11 protein-coding genes and 1 pseudogene are annotated in these 13,966 nt (G+C 67.2%); 2 read left to right on the top strand and 10 right to left on the bottom strand.

The features are described 5' to 3' along the window. Positions 1 to 5: 5 nt before the first annotated feature. The 6 genes and pseudogenes from B0E41_RS12410 to B0E41_RS12390 form a co-directional block, all read right to left on the bottom strand. Positions 6 to 2,168 (bottom strand): PAS domain S-box protein, encoded by a 2,163-nt coding sequence (locus B0E41_RS12410; protein ID WP_077331464.1) that lies wholly within the window; start codon positions 2,166 to 2,168, stop codon positions 6 to 8. After that, positions 2,165 to 3,550, bottom strand: a complete 1,386-nt coding sequence (locus tag B0E41_RS12405; RefSeq protein ID WP_077331463.1) for an HD domain-containing phosphohydrolase — start codon at positions 3,548 to 3,550, stop codon at positions 2,165 to 2,167. Before B0E41_RS12405 ends, B0E41_RS12410 begins: the two co-directional genes overlap by 4 nt. A 107-nt stretch (positions 3,551 to 3,657) precedes the next feature. Beyond that, positions 3,658 to 3,861, bottom strand: coding sequence for an oxidoreductase-like domain-containing protein (locus tag B0E41_RS27120; RefSeq protein ID WP_253194817.1), 204 nt, complete (start codon positions 3,859 to 3,861; stop codon positions 3,658 to 3,660). A 51-nt stretch (positions 3,862 to 3,912) separates the two neighbouring features. Beyond that, positions 3,913 to 4,146: pseudogene (locus B0E41_RS26585) on the bottom strand (DUF1653 domain-containing protein); the annotation flags it as partial. A 14-nt stretch (positions 4,147 to 4,160) separates the two neighbouring features. Further along, positions 4,161 to 4,787, bottom strand: coding sequence for a response regulator (locus tag B0E41_RS12395; protein WP_077331462.1), 627 nt, complete (start codon positions 4,785 to 4,787; stop codon positions 4,161 to 4,163). Beyond that, on the bottom strand, positions 4,784 to 6,748 hold the full coding sequence (locus B0E41_RS12390) for an ATP-binding protein (protein WP_077331461.1): 1,965 nt from the start codon (positions 6,746 to 6,748) through the stop codon (positions 4,784 to 4,786). Before B0E41_RS12390 ends, B0E41_RS12395 begins: the two co-directional genes overlap by 4 nt. 21 nt (positions 6,749 to 6,769) lie before the next feature. On the opposite strand from B0E41_RS12390, the gene B0E41_RS12385 reads away from it, so the two are divergent. Continuing rightward, positions 6,770 to 7,795 carry a DctP family TRAP transporter solute-binding subunit gene (locus B0E41_RS12385; protein ID WP_077331460.1) on the top strand — a complete coding sequence of 342 codons (1,026 nt, stop codon included), beginning with the start codon at positions 6,770 to 6,772 and terminating at the stop codon, positions 7,793 to 7,795. 179 nt (positions 7,796 to 7,974) lie between these two features. Then, on the top strand, positions 7,975 to 9,321 hold the full coding sequence (locus tag B0E41_RS12380; protein ID WP_077331459.1) for a dicarboxylate/amino acid:cation symporter: 1,347 nt from the start codon (positions 7,975 to 7,977) through the stop codon (positions 9,319 to 9,321). 116 nt (positions 9,322 to 9,437) lie between these two features. Here B0E41_RS12380 and fdhA read toward each other — a convergent pair whose 3' ends face one another. The 4 genes from fdhA to B0E41_RS12360 form a co-directional block, all read right to left on the bottom strand. After that, positions 9,438 to 10,640: a formaldehyde dehydrogenase, glutathione-independent gene (gene fdhA / locus B0E41_RS12375; RefSeq protein ID WP_077331458.1), complete on the bottom strand. Its 1,203-nt coding sequence runs from the start codon at positions 10,638 to 10,640 to the stop codon at positions 9,438 to 9,440. Positions 10,641 to 10,814: 174 nt separating this feature from the next. Then, the gene (locus tag B0E41_RS12370; RefSeq protein WP_077331457.1) at positions 10,815 to 11,885 is read right to left on the bottom strand and encodes a GlxA family transcriptional regulator; all 1,071 of its coding nucleotides are present in this window, start codon (positions 11,883 to 11,885) and stop codon (positions 10,815 to 10,817) included. Between the two features lie 19 nt (positions 11,886 to 11,904). Further along, a complete protein-coding gene (locus B0E41_RS12365; RefSeq protein ID WP_077331456.1) occupies positions 11,905 to 12,777 on the bottom strand; it encodes a proline/glycine betaine ABC transporter permease in 873 nt (290 codons plus the stop codon). After that, the gene (locus B0E41_RS12360) at positions 12,770 to 13,807 is read right to left on the bottom strand and encodes a glycine betaine/L-proline ABC transporter ATP-binding protein (protein ID WP_077331455.1); all 1,038 of its coding nucleotides are present in this window, start codon (positions 13,805 to 13,807) and stop codon (positions 12,770 to 12,772) included. Before B0E41_RS12360 ends, B0E41_RS12365 begins: the two co-directional genes overlap by 8 nt. Positions 13,808 to 13,966: the final 159 nt, after the last annotated feature.

Raw genomic sequence — 13,966 nt, 5'->3', positions numbered from 1 at the left:
GATGTTCAGGCTGTGTGCGCATGTGCCTGCTCCCACAACGGTGGTTTGGCGTCTTTCGCCAGGGACTGCGGCCCGTCGACCGGGAGCCAGACGCGGATGGCGGTCCCTTGGCCCACGGTCGAGTGAACCTGGATGGTGCCGCCGTGCTTCTGGATGATGGAGAACGACAGCGACATCCCGAGCCCCGTGCCTTTGCCCACGTCCTTGGTGGTGAAGAAGGGCTCGAAGATCCGGCGCTGGACCTCGGGGGTCATGCCACAGCCCGTGTCTTCCACCTGCACCCAGGCCCAGTCCTGCTCCACGCCGGACAACAGGGTGATGGTGCCTTTGTCGGCGATCGCATGCGCCGCGTTGACGATCAGGTTCATGAACACCTGGTTGAGCTGAGCGGCCAGGCAGGTGACCTGCGGCAGCGGCGCGAGTTGCTTGACCACCTCGGCCTTGTACTTCACTTCGTGGCGCACCACGTTGAGGGTGGACTCCAGGCCCGCGTTGAGGTCGGCCTGCGCCCAGTCGGAATGGTCGACCCGCGAAAAGTCCTTGAGGTCCTGCACGATTTTCTTGACGCGGCCCAAGCCGTCGGCGCATTCGTCCAGCAGCATGGGCAAGTCTTCGCGCAGGAAGTCGATTTCAATGTCCTCGCGCTTCTTCGCCATGGCGCTGATCATGGCAGCATCGTCCGGCGCAGCCAGGGCGGCGTCGCAGGCCTCGCTCAGGCCCAGCAGGCCTTCGACGTACTGGCGCAAGGTGTTGAGGTTGGAGCTGACGAAGCCGATCGGGTTGTTGATTTCATGCGCCACACCGGCGGCCAGTTGCCCGATCGACGCCATCTTGTCCTGTTGCAACAACTGGTTCTGCGCTTCCTCCAGTTGGCGGTTCATCGCATCGAGCTGGTTGATCCGCTCCTGCAACTGCGCCTGCGCATCCCGGATGTCGGAGCGGTCCTGCATCATCCACCAGGTGCCAAGACCCGGGTCGGTCGCTTTGGCCACGTAGGCATCGACCTGCACCCACATGGGACGGCCATCGGCGCGGCGCATCCACATCTCCGTATGAATGGGTTCGCCTACTTTGAACCGGGGAATGACATGGCTTTCAAAGTTGGTGAAGTCCTCTTCCGTCAGGTAGGTCGCGCGGGCCGGCAGACCGGTCATGTCGGCCGAGGAATAGCCGAACATGGCGGCCATGGCGGGATTGACGCGCTGGATGACGCCTTTCTTGGCATAGGCCACCCCGATGGGCGAATTGGCGATGAACATCTCCAGGTCCCGCGCGGTCGCAGCCAGTTCGGTCGAGCGTTGCTTGACGATTTCTTCCAGCTCGTTGCGGTGCTGCAGCAGGTCTTCTTCTGACCGGCGGCGGGCGGTGACATCCTGCAGGGTTTCAATGGCGCCGATCACCTCGCCCTGCCCGTCGTACAGCGGCGCGGCGGTGAAAAACAGCCACTTGCCCGAGTCGCCGAACTGGGGGAAAAAGGCCTCGACCTCGACGCCTCCGGCGAGGGTGGACGAGAGGTTCATCTGGCCGCCGTAGAACGACTGCAACGTGGCCTCGTCGGCCCCGTCGATGATCATCTCCGCCAGCAAGGGGCGCTTCTCCTTGTAGAACGCCTTCCAGGCGTCTCGGGTGCCGACCACCTCACTGCGCTTGATGCCCGTCATGCGTTCGCAGGCCGTGTTCCAGTGGGTCACCCGGTGGTATTTGTCGATCACCAGGGACGGCACCGGGGCGCCGTCGATGATCTGCGACAGCATCGTCGTCATCGCCAGCAGACTGCTCTGCACGTGCATCACATCGCTGAGGTCGACACAGGTCACCACCACCTGGCACTGGTCGTCAAAACACACCCGGCGCGCGTGGATTTCCACCGGGCGCAAGCCACCGTCCTGGGTCACGATCGAGGACGACACCACTGGCGGTTGCTCGCCGTTTTCAGCACAGGTGTGCAGCGCTGCCCGCAGGTCGGGGCGCGAGGCCTCGTCCACCAGATCGAGCAAAGACAGGCCGGCCAGCTCGTCCGCCCCGCGCGAGCTCAGTCGGCACAGGGCGTCGTTGGCGCTCACGATGTGTCCCCCGTCCAGCAGGGCCGATGGCACGGCCACGGCATGCACGATGTCCCGGGCGACGCTGGCATGGCAGTGCGGTTGCTCCAGCGCTTCGACCATCATGATTCGCTCCTGGATGACTCGATGCGTTTGACATCGGGCGGAAGGGAGTCGCCTTTCACCCACAGGGTGAGCCGAACGCCCTCGCGCTCGGCAAACGCCGTGACTTGCTTGACCACGCGCTCGTCGAACATGTAGCCTGCGGCCAGCAGCGTGGCGCCTTTGGCCGACAACACGGCGCGCGCCAGCACCATGCCGGGACGCAGATCGTGCGCATCGATCTGCACGTCGTTTTGCGCGGCCGCGGCCAGGTCTTCGGCGACCTTGAGAAGGATCTCGATCACGGCTTTGTCGTAATGCGTGCCCACGCCGCCCATGAGCATGCTGTTCACCCGCTCCACCGACAGGTTGAGCTCGCCCAGGGCACCGTGGGCCAGTTCGTCCAGATCGCTCGCCGCGGCCACGATGCGCGCGCCCATCGTGATGGCGGTGCCCGCCAGCCCATCGGGGAAGCCCTTGCCATCGACCCGCTCGTGGTGCTGGCGCACGATCTTCGCCACCCCTTGAAGCTGGGTCAGCGCCATCAAGGCGGTTTCGCCCTCGATGGTGTGGCGCCGGTAGCGCTGGTGTTCGTCCGCGGTGTAGGTCGACACCGGCTTTTTCAGCATGGTGTCGGGAAACCCGATGGTGCCGATGTCGTGCACCAGGGCGGCGAGGTAGACGTCGCGCACGTCGCGCTCCGACAGTTTCAGGCGCTTGGCGGTCTCGCGGCTCAGATCGGCCACGCGGCGCGCGTGGCCCGGGTGACCGCCACGCATCTCCATCAGGCTGGAGAACACGTTCACCGCGAGCACAAAGGTCTTGTCCAGGTCTTCATAGGCCGCGTCCAGCATGCCGTTGATCTGCTGAAGTTCGGCGGTGCGCGCCACCACCCGCGATTCCAGTGTCTGGTTGATGTCCCGAAGCTGCTCGTTCTGCCGTTTCGTCAACGACGTCAGCTCGGCGTTCTTTTTTTCCAGGTCGCGCCGGGTCAGAGCCTCGCGCACCACCAGCACCAGATCCTGGTCGTCCCAGGGCTTGGCGATGTAGCGGTGGATGGCGCCTTTGTTGATGGCGGCGATGGTGGACGACATGTCGGCGTAGCCGGTCAGCAGGATGCGCACGATGCTTTCGTCGTGGTTTCTCACCAGCTCCAGAAAGCGTGCGCCATCCATCTCGGGCATGCGCATGTCCGAAATCACCAGGTCCACCCGGTGGGTTTTCAGCAGCACCAGGCCTTCGGCGGCGCTGGTGGCCTGCAGTGTCGCGATGCCCTGCGCGCGGAACACACGGCGCAAGGCATTGAGGACGGACGGCTCGTCATCGACGGTCAGCACCGTGGCGCTCTCAGGCGGGTCTGGGTGGATCTCCGACGAAGGCGGCGCTTGGAGCAAGGTGGTGGTCATGGCGTGTGGGTCCCTGGGTGCTTCAGGTCATTTCGACACCCCGGGGCCGCACTTGAGTGCTTCTCGCCATGCCCATGCCACATATGCGGTTATGGGCGTGCGACCGCTCAGCCCGTGGGCCGATCCAGCGGCCCGATCACCGCCAGCGCGTCCACCCGCCAGTGGTGCAGCGCCTCGTAAAACCCCTCCCACACGCAGCCGTTGCAGCCGCGCCCACAGCAGGCGGTGGGCTCGGGGGGTGGCGGGCGCAGGGCGGTGTCGAGGTGAAGCTGCCGCTCCCGCAATGCACGGCCGCGCAGGTGGGCGATCAGCGCGTGCGCGGTGGCCAGGTCGCCGAGCAGGATGCGTGCCGGATCGTGCGGGGCAAAGCGGGGCTGTTCTTGGCCTTCGAACCGGCCGTGTTCGGCGAACATGGCCGCGGGGCGCACCCACAGACCAAAGCCTCCGTACAGCGCGCGGTACAGCGTCATGCCTTGCAGGGTTTCGCTGCAGCGAACGGTGTCGATCACTTCGTACCAGCCGCCCTTGTAATGGCGGTAGAGGCCGGGAGGCGTGGCGTTCAGCGGGGGCAGGTCGTGGTCGATGGGGGTGGTCATGTCATGCGAAAGGGTTAGTCTCCCGCGCCGGCGATCAGCCGGCCCATGCGGTGGGCCAGCTCCACCGCCGACTGCACCTTGAGCTTCTCGAAGATGTTGGCGCGGTGGAACTCCACCGTGCGCTGGGCGATGCCCAGGTGGTCGGCGATGTTCTTGTTGTAGTGGCCCTGCAGCAGCTCGTCGAGCACCTCGCGCTCGCGCGCGCTGAGCGCGGCCAGCGCCTGCTGAAAGCGCAGCTTCTCCTGCGATGCGGTGTGCAGCGTCACGGCGGCGTGGCGCGCGGCCTCCACCTTGTCCACCAGCAGGTTGTTCTGGAACGGTTTTTCGAGGAAGTCCCAGGCCCCGTTTTTCACCGCCGCCACCGCCATGCTCACGTCGCCGTGGCCGGTGAGGAACAGCACCGGCCAGGGCCAGGGCAGGGCCTTGAGCTGCTCAAACGTGGCCAGGCCCGACAGCGGCTCCATGCGGATGTCGAGCAGCACCACGCAGCAGGCGTTGGGCACCTCGCCGCTGCGCACCGCCTGCAGGAACAGGTCGCCGCCCGCCCAGCCGCGCGTGGGCAGGCCGCGCGAGTCGAGCAGCCAGGCCAGCCCGTCGCGGAAATCGGTGTCGTCGTCAATCAGGTGGACGGTGGGGTTCATGTCGTGGGCAGCCAGAGGGTGAATTTTGCGCCCAGCAGATCGGGGCTGTCCGCCAGCTCGATGCGGCCACGGTGCGCCTCGGCGATGGAGCGGCAGATCGCCAGGCCCATGCCCATGCCGCCGGGTTTGTGGCTGGCGAAGGCGTCGAAGACCGTGGCCCGTTGTGCCGGGGGCACGCCCGGCCCGCTGTCGGCCACGCACACGCCGACCTGCTGCTCGCCCGGCACCAGGCTCACGCGCACCCGCGACGGCGTGCGCCCGCTGCGCGCCGCCCACTCGCTCGCGTTGAGCACCAGGTTGTGCAGCGCGTTCTCCAGCAGCAGCGCGTCGGCCGGCACGGTGGGGCCGTCGCCCGCGGCCAGGCTCAGCTCCAGCGCCACGCCCTCGGGCAGCGGCACGCTGTGGGCCACGCGCGCCACGAAGGGCGCCAGCGCGAGCGGCAGGCGCGTCATGTCCTGGCGGCGCGCGAAGGCGTTGATGCGCTGGATCACGCGGCCCGCCTTGTCGGCCATGCGCTCCATGCGCTCGACCACCGGCACGATCTCGTCCAGCGTGATGCGCTGCTCGCGCACGCGGTTGAGCAGGCCGGTGGCGAAGCCGCTGAGCGCGCCCAGCGGCTGGTTGAGCTCGTGCGCCAGCGTGGACGCGACCTCGCCCATGGCCGCCAGCCGGCCCGAGGCTTCGAGCAGCTCCTGCTGCCGCGCGGCCAGGCGCTCCACGCGCTGGCGCTCGGTCACGTCCAGCACCGAGCCGACCCAGCCCACCACCTCGCCGCTGCTCAGGGTGAGCGGGGCGCTGTGGGCCAGCACGTCGATCACGGTGCCGTCGCGGTGGCGCAGCCGCTGCGCCACGCCGGCCTGCTGGGTGGCGGGGTCGCTGGCGGCGCGTTGCAGCTGCGCGAACTCGTCGCCTTGCGCGTCGGGCCAGTAAGGCGGCGGGCCGGTGTGGGCGATCAGCTCAGCGGGCGCCCAACCCACCAGCCGCGCGAACGCGGGGTTGGCGTAGAGCAGGCGCCCCCGGGTGTCCCAGGCGCGCAGGCCGAGCGTGACCGAGCGTTCCATGGCGGTGCGCAGGGCCAGTTGGGTCTGCAGCCGCGCTTCGGCCCGCTGGCGGCGCGCGGCATCGCGCCACAAGGCGAGCAGCGCCAGCAGCATGCCCGCCAGGCAGAGCATGGCCACGGCGAAGAAGGCGCGGGGCGCGAACGGGGCTGCGTCGCCGCGGGTGCTCACCTGCAGGCGCAGCTGGGCGCCCGGGAGGTTGATGGGGGCGATGTAACGAAGGGGGGTGTCGCCGCCAAGTGCGGCGCCGTCGGCGGCCAAGGCCAGCGCGTGGTCCTGCAGAAACCAGGCGGGGATGAACCCGGCGAGCAGGCGCGCCACGGGCACGGCGGCCACCTGATCACCCACGAAACGGCCCTGCTCGAAGTGCGGCACGGCCAGCCAGAGCATGGCATCGCCGTTTGCCGACACCAGCGGGCCGGCGTAGGCCGGGCGCTGCAGGCCGCGCGTGGTGTCGAGCAGCGTGCCCAGCGCCTCGGTGTGCGCGGGCTGCTGCGCCGCCGCCTGCAGGTAGGCGGGCCAGGGACGGCGGTCTCCGGGGGTGGCGGCCGGCACCCAGCCGTGAAACGCCAGCAGCTCGGGGCTGCGCCACCAGGGGCCGTTGGGCGGGGCGGTGGCGCGCGAGCCGCCGGGCTGCGCCTGCAGGGCGAGCGTGGCCAGGTCGCCTTCGAGCCGCCGGAAATGGAAGCGCAGGGTCTGGTCGAGCCACTCGGCGTCGGCGGTGCGCCGGCGGTCGGCCTCGCGCGCCTCCTCGGCGCGCAGGAACAGCCACATCGCCACCGCCGAGGCCGCCACCAGCAGCAGCAGCGCGCCCAGCCAGGTCATGGCGCGGCGTGTCAGGGCCGCGGCCTGGCGCGTGTCCAGGTCCAGCGTGTCGAAATCCAGCGGGGTGTCGGTTGCCATGGCCTCGTTAGCATAGCGAGCATGTCCGCCACGCCCGTTCCCCGTTCACCGCGCATCCTGCGCCGCGCGGTGCTGGGGGCGGCCTGTGCCGTGGCCAGCGGCTGGGCACGGGCGGCGCGGCCTGCGGTGCTGCTGCGTTTTTCGCACGTGGTGGCGCCCGACACACCCAAGGGCCAGATGGCGCTGCGCTTCCAGTCGCTGGTGCACGCTCGCGCGGGCGACCGCATTCGCGTGGAGGTGCACCCCGCCTCGCAGTTCTGGGGCGATGACGACGAGATTGAGGCGCTGCGCCTGGGCGCGGTGGAGATGCTGGCGCCCTCGCTCTCGAAGTTCGGCATGGCCGGTGTGCCCGAGTTCGAGGTGTTCGACCTGCCCTACCTGTTCGCCGACCTGGCGCAGGTGCGGCGCGTGACGCAGGGCGAGGTGGGGCGCGGGCTGCTGCAGCGCCTGGGCCGCCAGCAGATGCTGGGCCTGGGTTTTCTCGACAACGGTTTCAAGCAGATGAGCGCCGCGCGCCCGCTGCGCACCCCGGCCGACTACCGGGGCCTGCGTGTGCGGGTGCAGGCCTCGCGGGTGCTGGGCGAGCAGGTGCGCGCACTCGGTGCGCAGCCGGTGGTGCTGCCGTTCGGCGAAACGCAGCGCGCGCTGGCCAGCGGCGTGGTGGACGCGGCGGAAAACCCGCTCTCCAACTTCCTCACGCAGGGGCTGGCCGCGCTGCAGCCGCACATCACGCTCACACAGCACGGTTACCTGGGCTACGCGGTGGTGAGCCACCCGCGCTTCTGGGCCAGCCTGCAGCCGGCCGACCGCGAGCTGCTGAGCACGGCGCTGGCCGAGGCGCTGGCGCACGGCAACCGCCTGGCCGCCGAGCTGGACGCGATGGCCCTGGCCACGCTGCGGCGCACGCCCGGCCTGCAGGTGCACGGGTTGACGCCGGCCGAGCGCAGCGCGCTGCGCCGCCACCTGCAGACCGTGTACGACGGCTTCCAGCGCAGCCTGGGATCGGCGCTGTTGACCGACGTGCAGCGGGCGCTCGACCAGCGCTGAAACGTCGCTTGAAACCGGGCGCTGCGGGGCGTACGTAGTTCTACGACTGTTGAACGCCACAGTTGGCGCGACCCGGGCCGCTGCGTATCGTCCAGCCTGTCCCGCACACCGGGCACCTGCAGGCGCCGGCAGCCGACACACCCGGCGCCCCTCTTACAAGTTCAGCTGGAGACAAACCCATGGCCACGAGCACCACGCGCAAGCCGCTTTACAAATCCCTCTACGTCCAGGTCCTGTTCGCCGTCACCGTTGGCGTGCTGCTGGGCCACTTCTACCCCGCGCTCGGGGAGCAGATGAAGCCGCTGGGCGACGCCTTCATCAAGCTGATCAAGATGATCATCGCGCCCATCATCTTCTGCACCGTGGTGGTGGGCATCGCCGGCATGGAAGACATGAAGAAGGTTGGCAAGACCGGCGGCCTGGCGCTGCTGTACTTCGAGGTCGTGTCCACGGTGGCGCTGCTCATCGGCCTGCTGGTGGTCAACCTGATCCAGCCCGGCTCGGGCATGCACGTGGACGCCGCCTCGCTCGACACCAAGGCCATCGCCGCCTACACCGAGCCCGGCAAGATGAAGGGCACGGTCGACTTCCTGCTGAGCGTGATCCCCACCTCGGTGGTGGACGCGTTCGCCAAGGGCGACATCCTGCAGGTGCTGCTGTTCTCGGTGCTGTTCGGCTTCGCGCTGCACAAGTTCGGCGGCCGCGGCACCATGGTGTTCGACTTCATCGAAAAGAGCTCGCACGTGCTGTTCGACATCGTCGGCATCATCATGAAGGTGGCCCCCATCGGTGCCTTCGGCGCCATGGCCTTCACCATCGGCAAGTACGGCATCGACTCGCTGTTCTCGCTCGGCAAGCTCATGGGCACCTTCTACCTGACCTGCCTGCTGTTCGTGTTCGTGGTGCTGGGCCTCATCAGCCGCCTGCACGGCTTCAGCATCGTGAAATTCATCCGCTACATCAAGGAAGAGCTGCTGATCGTGCTGGGCACCTCGTCGAGCGAATCGGTGCTGCCGCGCATGATGGAGAAGATGGAAAACCTGGGCGCCAAGAAGTCGGTGGTCGGCCTGGTGATCCCCACCGGTTATTCGTTCAACCTCGACGGCACCTCGATCTACCTGACCATGGCCGCGGTGTTCATCGCCCAGGCCACCGACACCCCCATGACGCTGACGCAGCAGCTGACCCTGCTGGCCGTGCTGCTGCTCACCTCCAAGGGCGCGGCCGGCATCACCGGCAGCGGCTTCATCGTGCTGGCGGCCACGCTCTCGGCCGTGGGCGGCGTGCCCGTGGCCGGCCTGGCGCTGATCCTGGGCATCGACCGCTTCATGAGCGAAGCCCGCGCCCTGACCAACCTGGTGGGCAACGGCGTGGCGACCCTGGTGGTGGCCAAGTGGACTGGCGACCTCGACATGCAGCGCCTGCAGCAGGGCCTGGACAACCCCACAGCGCAGGAAGCCGACGAGCCCGAAGAGATCCTCGACCAGCAGGTGGCGCACATGGCGGTGGGCGACGCCCGGCCCTGAACACGGGCCGGACCCTGATCCAACAATGGCGCCCTGCGGGGCGCCATTGTTTTGGGGGTGCGCCTGGCCGATCCGAGCTGGGGACATCGGCGGTGGGGAATCTGGCCTGTTGAAGGTCAGGCGGCCAGCTTCAGCTGGTCATGGGGATCGATGACAAACTTCTTCGGCGCGCCGGCGTCGAATGCCGCATAGCCCTTGGGGGCGTTGTTGAGCGAAATCACCTCGACGCCCACCACGTCGGCGATCTGGATCCGGTCCCACAGAATCGCTTGCATCAGCGCGCGGTTGTATTTCATGACCGGTGTCTGTCCGGTGAAAAAGCTGTGTGACTTGGCCCAGCCGAGGCCCAGACGGATGCTCAGTGAACCCTGTTTCGCGGCCTTGTCGGTGGCGCCCGGGTCTTCGGTGACGTACAAGCCGGGAATGCCGATCTTGCCCGCGGCCCGCGTGACTTCCATCAAGGAGTTGAGGACCGTGGCAGGTGCCTCTTCCTGCGACCCGGCATGGCCGTGGCCGCGCGCCTCAAAGCCCACGGCATCGATGGCACAGTCCACCTCCGTGGTTCCCAGAATCTGGGCAATCTGTTCGCCGAGCGTGGCGTCCTGCGACAGGTCCACCGTCTCGAAACCCACCTTGCGCGCATGGACCAGGCGCACGGGATTGACGTCCCCGACGATCACGACCGCCGCGCCCAGCAGGCGTGCCGAAGCCGCAGCGGCCAGACCCACCGGGCCGGCGCCAGCCACGTACACGGTGCTGCCGGGACCGACCCCGGCTGTCACGGCGCCGTGGTAGCCCGTGGGCAGGATGTCGGAGAGGCAGGTCAGGTCGCGGATCTTCTCGAACGCCTTGTCGCGGTCGGGGAACTTCAGCAGGTTGAAGTCGGCATACGGCACCATCACATACTCGGCCTGCCCACCGATCCAGCCGCCCATGTCGACATAGCCGTAGGCACCGCCTGCGCGAGACGGATTCACGCTCAGGCAGACACCGGTGTGCTGTTCCTTGCAGGTGCGGCAGCGTCCGCAGGCCACGTTGAACGGCACCGACACGATGTCGCCGCGCTGCAGCGTCTCCACATCGCGTCCGACTTCGAGCACCTCGCCCGTGATTTCGTGGCCCAGCACCAGCCCGGTCACTGCGGTGGTCCGGCCACGCACCATGTGCTGGTCCGAGCCACAGATGTTGGTGGTGAGCACCTTCAGGATCACGCCGTGCTCGGCGCTTCGACCCAGCGGGCTCAGCAGTTTGGGGAAAGGGATGGACTGGACTTCGACCTGACCCTGGCCCAGATACACGACACCTCGGTTGTCTGACATGGCTGTCTCCTCTGTTGGTTGGTGGTTCCACGTTGGGTGGGCAGCGGTTGCTGCCACCTTCGGGCCATGCACGCCGCGCGTGGGGATGACCCGAAGGGAACTGTCACAGATCGGAGAGCGAGGAATTGATCCAGTGCGACGCCAAGTTGTGTTGTGTCGGCAAGGCAGGGCGTGTCACGCCACCCGGACCAGTTCGGGTGGGCGCCTGGCCTGGGGTGCGCGTCCGGTGCCTGCCTCGGCCGCCTGCCGCCGGCGTTCGTCACTGGGCGCGTGGCCGAACAGACAGCGATAGGCCTTGCAGAAATGCGAGGACGACTGAAAACCACACGCCACCGTGACCTGCATGATCGGCAGGCTGGTGTGCGTCAGCAGTTCCTGGGCGCGGCGCAGGCGAAGGTTCAGGTAGTACTGCGCCGGGTTCATGCTGAAGTAGCGATTGAACAGGCGCTCGAGCTGCCGCAGCGAGAGCCCGACCAGACCGGCCAGATCGATCAGCGACAAGGGCTCCTCGATGTTGGCCGCCATGATCTCCGCGGCTTCGGTGAGGTGCTGATAGCCCGGGCCGATGCACTCGGGTTGCGGGATGCGCTGGCGGTCGCTGCTGGCGCGCAGCCGTTCCACAATGAACTGCTCGGAGATCGCCATCACCAGCTTGGCGTCATGGTGTCCGCGGACCAGGTGCAGCATCAGGTGCAGCGGCGCGGTGCCACCCGAGCAGGTGATGCGGTCGCGATCAAAGATGAAGACCTCCGGCGTGAACCGGACCTTGGGAAACTCTTCGCTGATCGCCGCCAGGTTCTCCCAGTGGATGGCGCAACGGTAGCCGTCCAGCAGGCCCGCGCTGGCCAGGGCAAACGAACCCGTGCACAGCGCACCCATGACCGCGCCATTGGCGGCACATTGGCGCAGCAGCCTGCGCACGGCCTCGTTGGTGACCTGCCGGATGTTGAGGCCCCCGCAGACGAACACCGCGTCGCAGGTGGCCAGGTCTTCCACACCGCCGACCGGGGAAATGGTCAATCCGTTGCTCGCCATGGGGGGCGACCTCTCGGGCTCCACGACGGTCCATCGGTACAGGGTGCGACGGCTGATGTAGTTGGCCATGCGCAGCGTCTCGACCGCGTTGGCAAACGCGATCATGGAGAAGTCCTGGAGCAGGACGAAGCCCACGTGGAAGCCTTCCGGGGAAGGGCGCTCCCGGTGGATGTCGCCGGGTGACAAGGGCTCAGGCGAGGGACGTGTCATGGGGCGCTCCTGATGGCGTTCAGCTCTTGTTGTTGTCGCGGCCGGCACCGAAACTTTCGGTGATGCGGTCCAGGATGATGGCCAGCAGCACCACGGCCAGCCCGCTCTCGAAACCCAGGCCGATGTCCAGCCGCTGGATGCTGGCGAGCACGTCGTTGCCCAGACCGCCGGCGCCGACCATCGAGGCGATGATCACCATCGAGAGCGCCATCATGATGGTCTGGTTGACGCCGGCCATGATGGTGGGCAGCGCAATCGGCAGCTGCACCTTGAACAGCAGCTGGGTCGATGTGCAGCCGAAGGCGTTGCCGGCTTCCACCTGCTCAGCACTCACCTGCCGGATGCCCAGGCTGGTCAGTCGCACCACCGGCGGCATGGCGAAGATCACCGTCGCCAGGATGCCGGGCACGCGACCCAGCCCGAACAGCATGGCGGCCGGGATCAGGTACACAAAGGCCGGCATGGTCTGCATGAAGTCGAGCATGGGCCGGACGACCGCGTTGACGCGGGGCGCGCGCGAGCACCAGATGCCCAGCGGGATGCCGTAGAACAGGCTGATGAAGGTGGCCGAGAGCGTGAGCGCCAGGGTGACCATGGTCTGCAACCAGAACCCCGTGACGACGATCAGCATCAGGGCCAGCGCCACAAACGTGCCGAACCGCCAGCTCACCCTGCGGACGCTGACCCCCACCGCGACCAGGATCACGAGCCAGAAGGGGATGGCCAGCATGGCGGTCTCGACCCATTCGGCGAACTGTTCGACCACGAGGCCGATGGCGTCGAACACGGCGGCGCCGTTGTCCAGCAGCAGCTTCACCCCGGCGTTGACCCATTGCCCGAGGGGCAGCATGTTCTCGGAGGCTTGGGTTACCTGTGAAAGCAGATCAGACATGGCGGGCCTCTTGTGCAATTTTCTGGAGCAGGCTGCGGGCGGAAATGCCGCCCAGCAAGCGGTTGGTGTCGTCGAACACGCCCACCGGGTGCTCGATGCCCAGCACGATCTTCATGGCCTCGGGAAGGGGCGTCAGTGAGGACATGCGGTGGTGTTCGCTGAACGTGTGACCCTGCAGCGAAGGGTCCAGCAGGTCCCCGGCGGTCAGGTAGCGCGAGGTGTCCACGCCCTTGAAGAAACGGCGCACATAGTCGTTGGCCGGCCGGGTGATGATCTCGTGGGCCGTGCCCTCCTGCACGAGATTGCCGCCCTCCATGATGCCGATCCGGCTCCCGATGCGAAGCGCCTCTTCGAGGTCGTGCGACACAAAAATGACCGTGCGCCGGTGCTCGCGTTGCAGGTCCAGCATCAGGGACTGCATCTCGACGCGCTTGAGCGGATCGAGGGCCGAGAAGGCCTCGTCCATCAGCAGGATGTCCGGGTCCACCGTCAGCGCGCGGGCCAGCCCCACCCGTTGCTGCATGCCGCCCGAGAGCTGCGCCGGGTACTTGCCTGCATAGGTCTGCAAGCCGACCTGGCTGAGAACCTGCATCGCCCGTTCTTCGCGCGTCTTGCGGTCCACACCCGCCATTTCAAGACCGAAGGCTGCGTTGTCCAGCACGCTGCGGTGCGGCATCAGGGCGAACGATTGAAAGACCATCGCAACCCGTCGTCGCCGCCACTTGACCAGCTCGTGCTGTGGCAAGGCAGCGATGTCTTCGCCGTCGATGTTGATGGAACCGGACGAGGGTTCGACCAGCCGGTTGATGAGCCGGATCAAGGTGGACTTGCCCGAACCCGAGAGCCCCATCAGCACATAGATGTCGCCGGGCGCCACGTCAAAGCTGACGTTGTTCACGCCGACCACGTGGCCGGTCTTCGAAAACACCTCGTCTTTGCTGAGCCCCTGGGCCAGCAGCTTCTGCGCTTCTGAAATGTTGTTGCCGAAGATCTTGTACAGACTTCGAACACTGACTTTGGGTTTTTGCATCGTGGGTCTCTGGTTGTCTTCTGTCGGTAATGTTTTTATGAGCAAGCTGCATGCCATCGACGTAACCCCTGATCCTCTGTCAAGTCGGGGGTTTTGGGCATGGGACAAGCCCCAGTGACGTGTGCATGTGCAGATTCATTGGCTGAGGGGTGTGGAGGG

The organism is Hydrogenophaga sp. A37, from assembly GCF_002001205.1.
In the GTDB taxonomy this organism is placed as follows: Bacteria; Pseudomonadota; Gammaproteobacteria; order Burkholderiales; family Burkholderiaceae_C; genus Hydrogenophaga.
The sequence above is the reverse complement of the archived record's forward strand: the minus strand, read 5'-3'. Positions and strand labels throughout refer to the sequence as shown.

What these genes read in the sequence shown, in the direction of transcription:
- B0E41_RS12385 (WP_077331460.1), top strand. Translation starts at nt 6,770, where the DNA reads ATGTCCGCCACGCCCGTTCCCCGTTCACCGCGCATCCTGCGCCGCGCG.
- B0E41_RS12380 (WP_077331459.1), top strand. Translation starts at nt 7,975, where the DNA reads ATGGCCACGAGCACCACGCGCAAGCCGCTTTACAAATCCCTCTACGTC.
- fdhA (WP_077331458.1), bottom strand. Translation starts at nt 10,640, where the DNA reads ATGTCAGACAACCGAGGTGTCGTGTATCTGGGCCAGGGTCAGGTCGAA.
- B0E41_RS12405 (WP_077331463.1), bottom strand. Translation starts at nt 3,550, where the DNA reads ATGACCACCACCTTGCTCCAAGCGCCGCCTTCGTCGGAGATCCACCCA.
- B0E41_RS12410 (WP_077331464.1), bottom strand. Translation starts at nt 2,168, where the DNA reads ATGATGGTCGAAGCGCTGGAGCAACCGCACTGCCATGCCAGCGTCGCC.
- B0E41_RS12365 (WP_077331456.1), bottom strand. Translation starts at nt 12,777, where the DNA reads ATGTCTGATCTGCTTTCACAGGTAACCCAAGCCTCCGAGAACATGCTG.
- B0E41_RS12360 (WP_077331455.1), bottom strand. Translation starts at nt 13,807, where the DNA reads ATGCAAAAACCCAAAGTCAGTGTTCGAAGTCTGTACAAGATCTTCGGC.
- B0E41_RS12395 (WP_077331462.1), bottom strand. Translation starts at nt 4,787, where the DNA reads ATGAACCCCACCGTCCACCTGATTGACGACGACACCGATTTCCGCGAC.
- B0E41_RS12390 (WP_077331461.1), bottom strand. Translation starts at nt 6,748, where the DNA reads ATGGCAACCGACACCCCGCTGGATTTCGACACGCTGGACCTGGACACG.
- B0E41_RS12370 (WP_077331457.1), bottom strand. Translation starts at nt 11,885, where the DNA reads ATGACACGTCCCTCGCCTGAGCCCTTGTCACCCGGCGACATCCACCGG.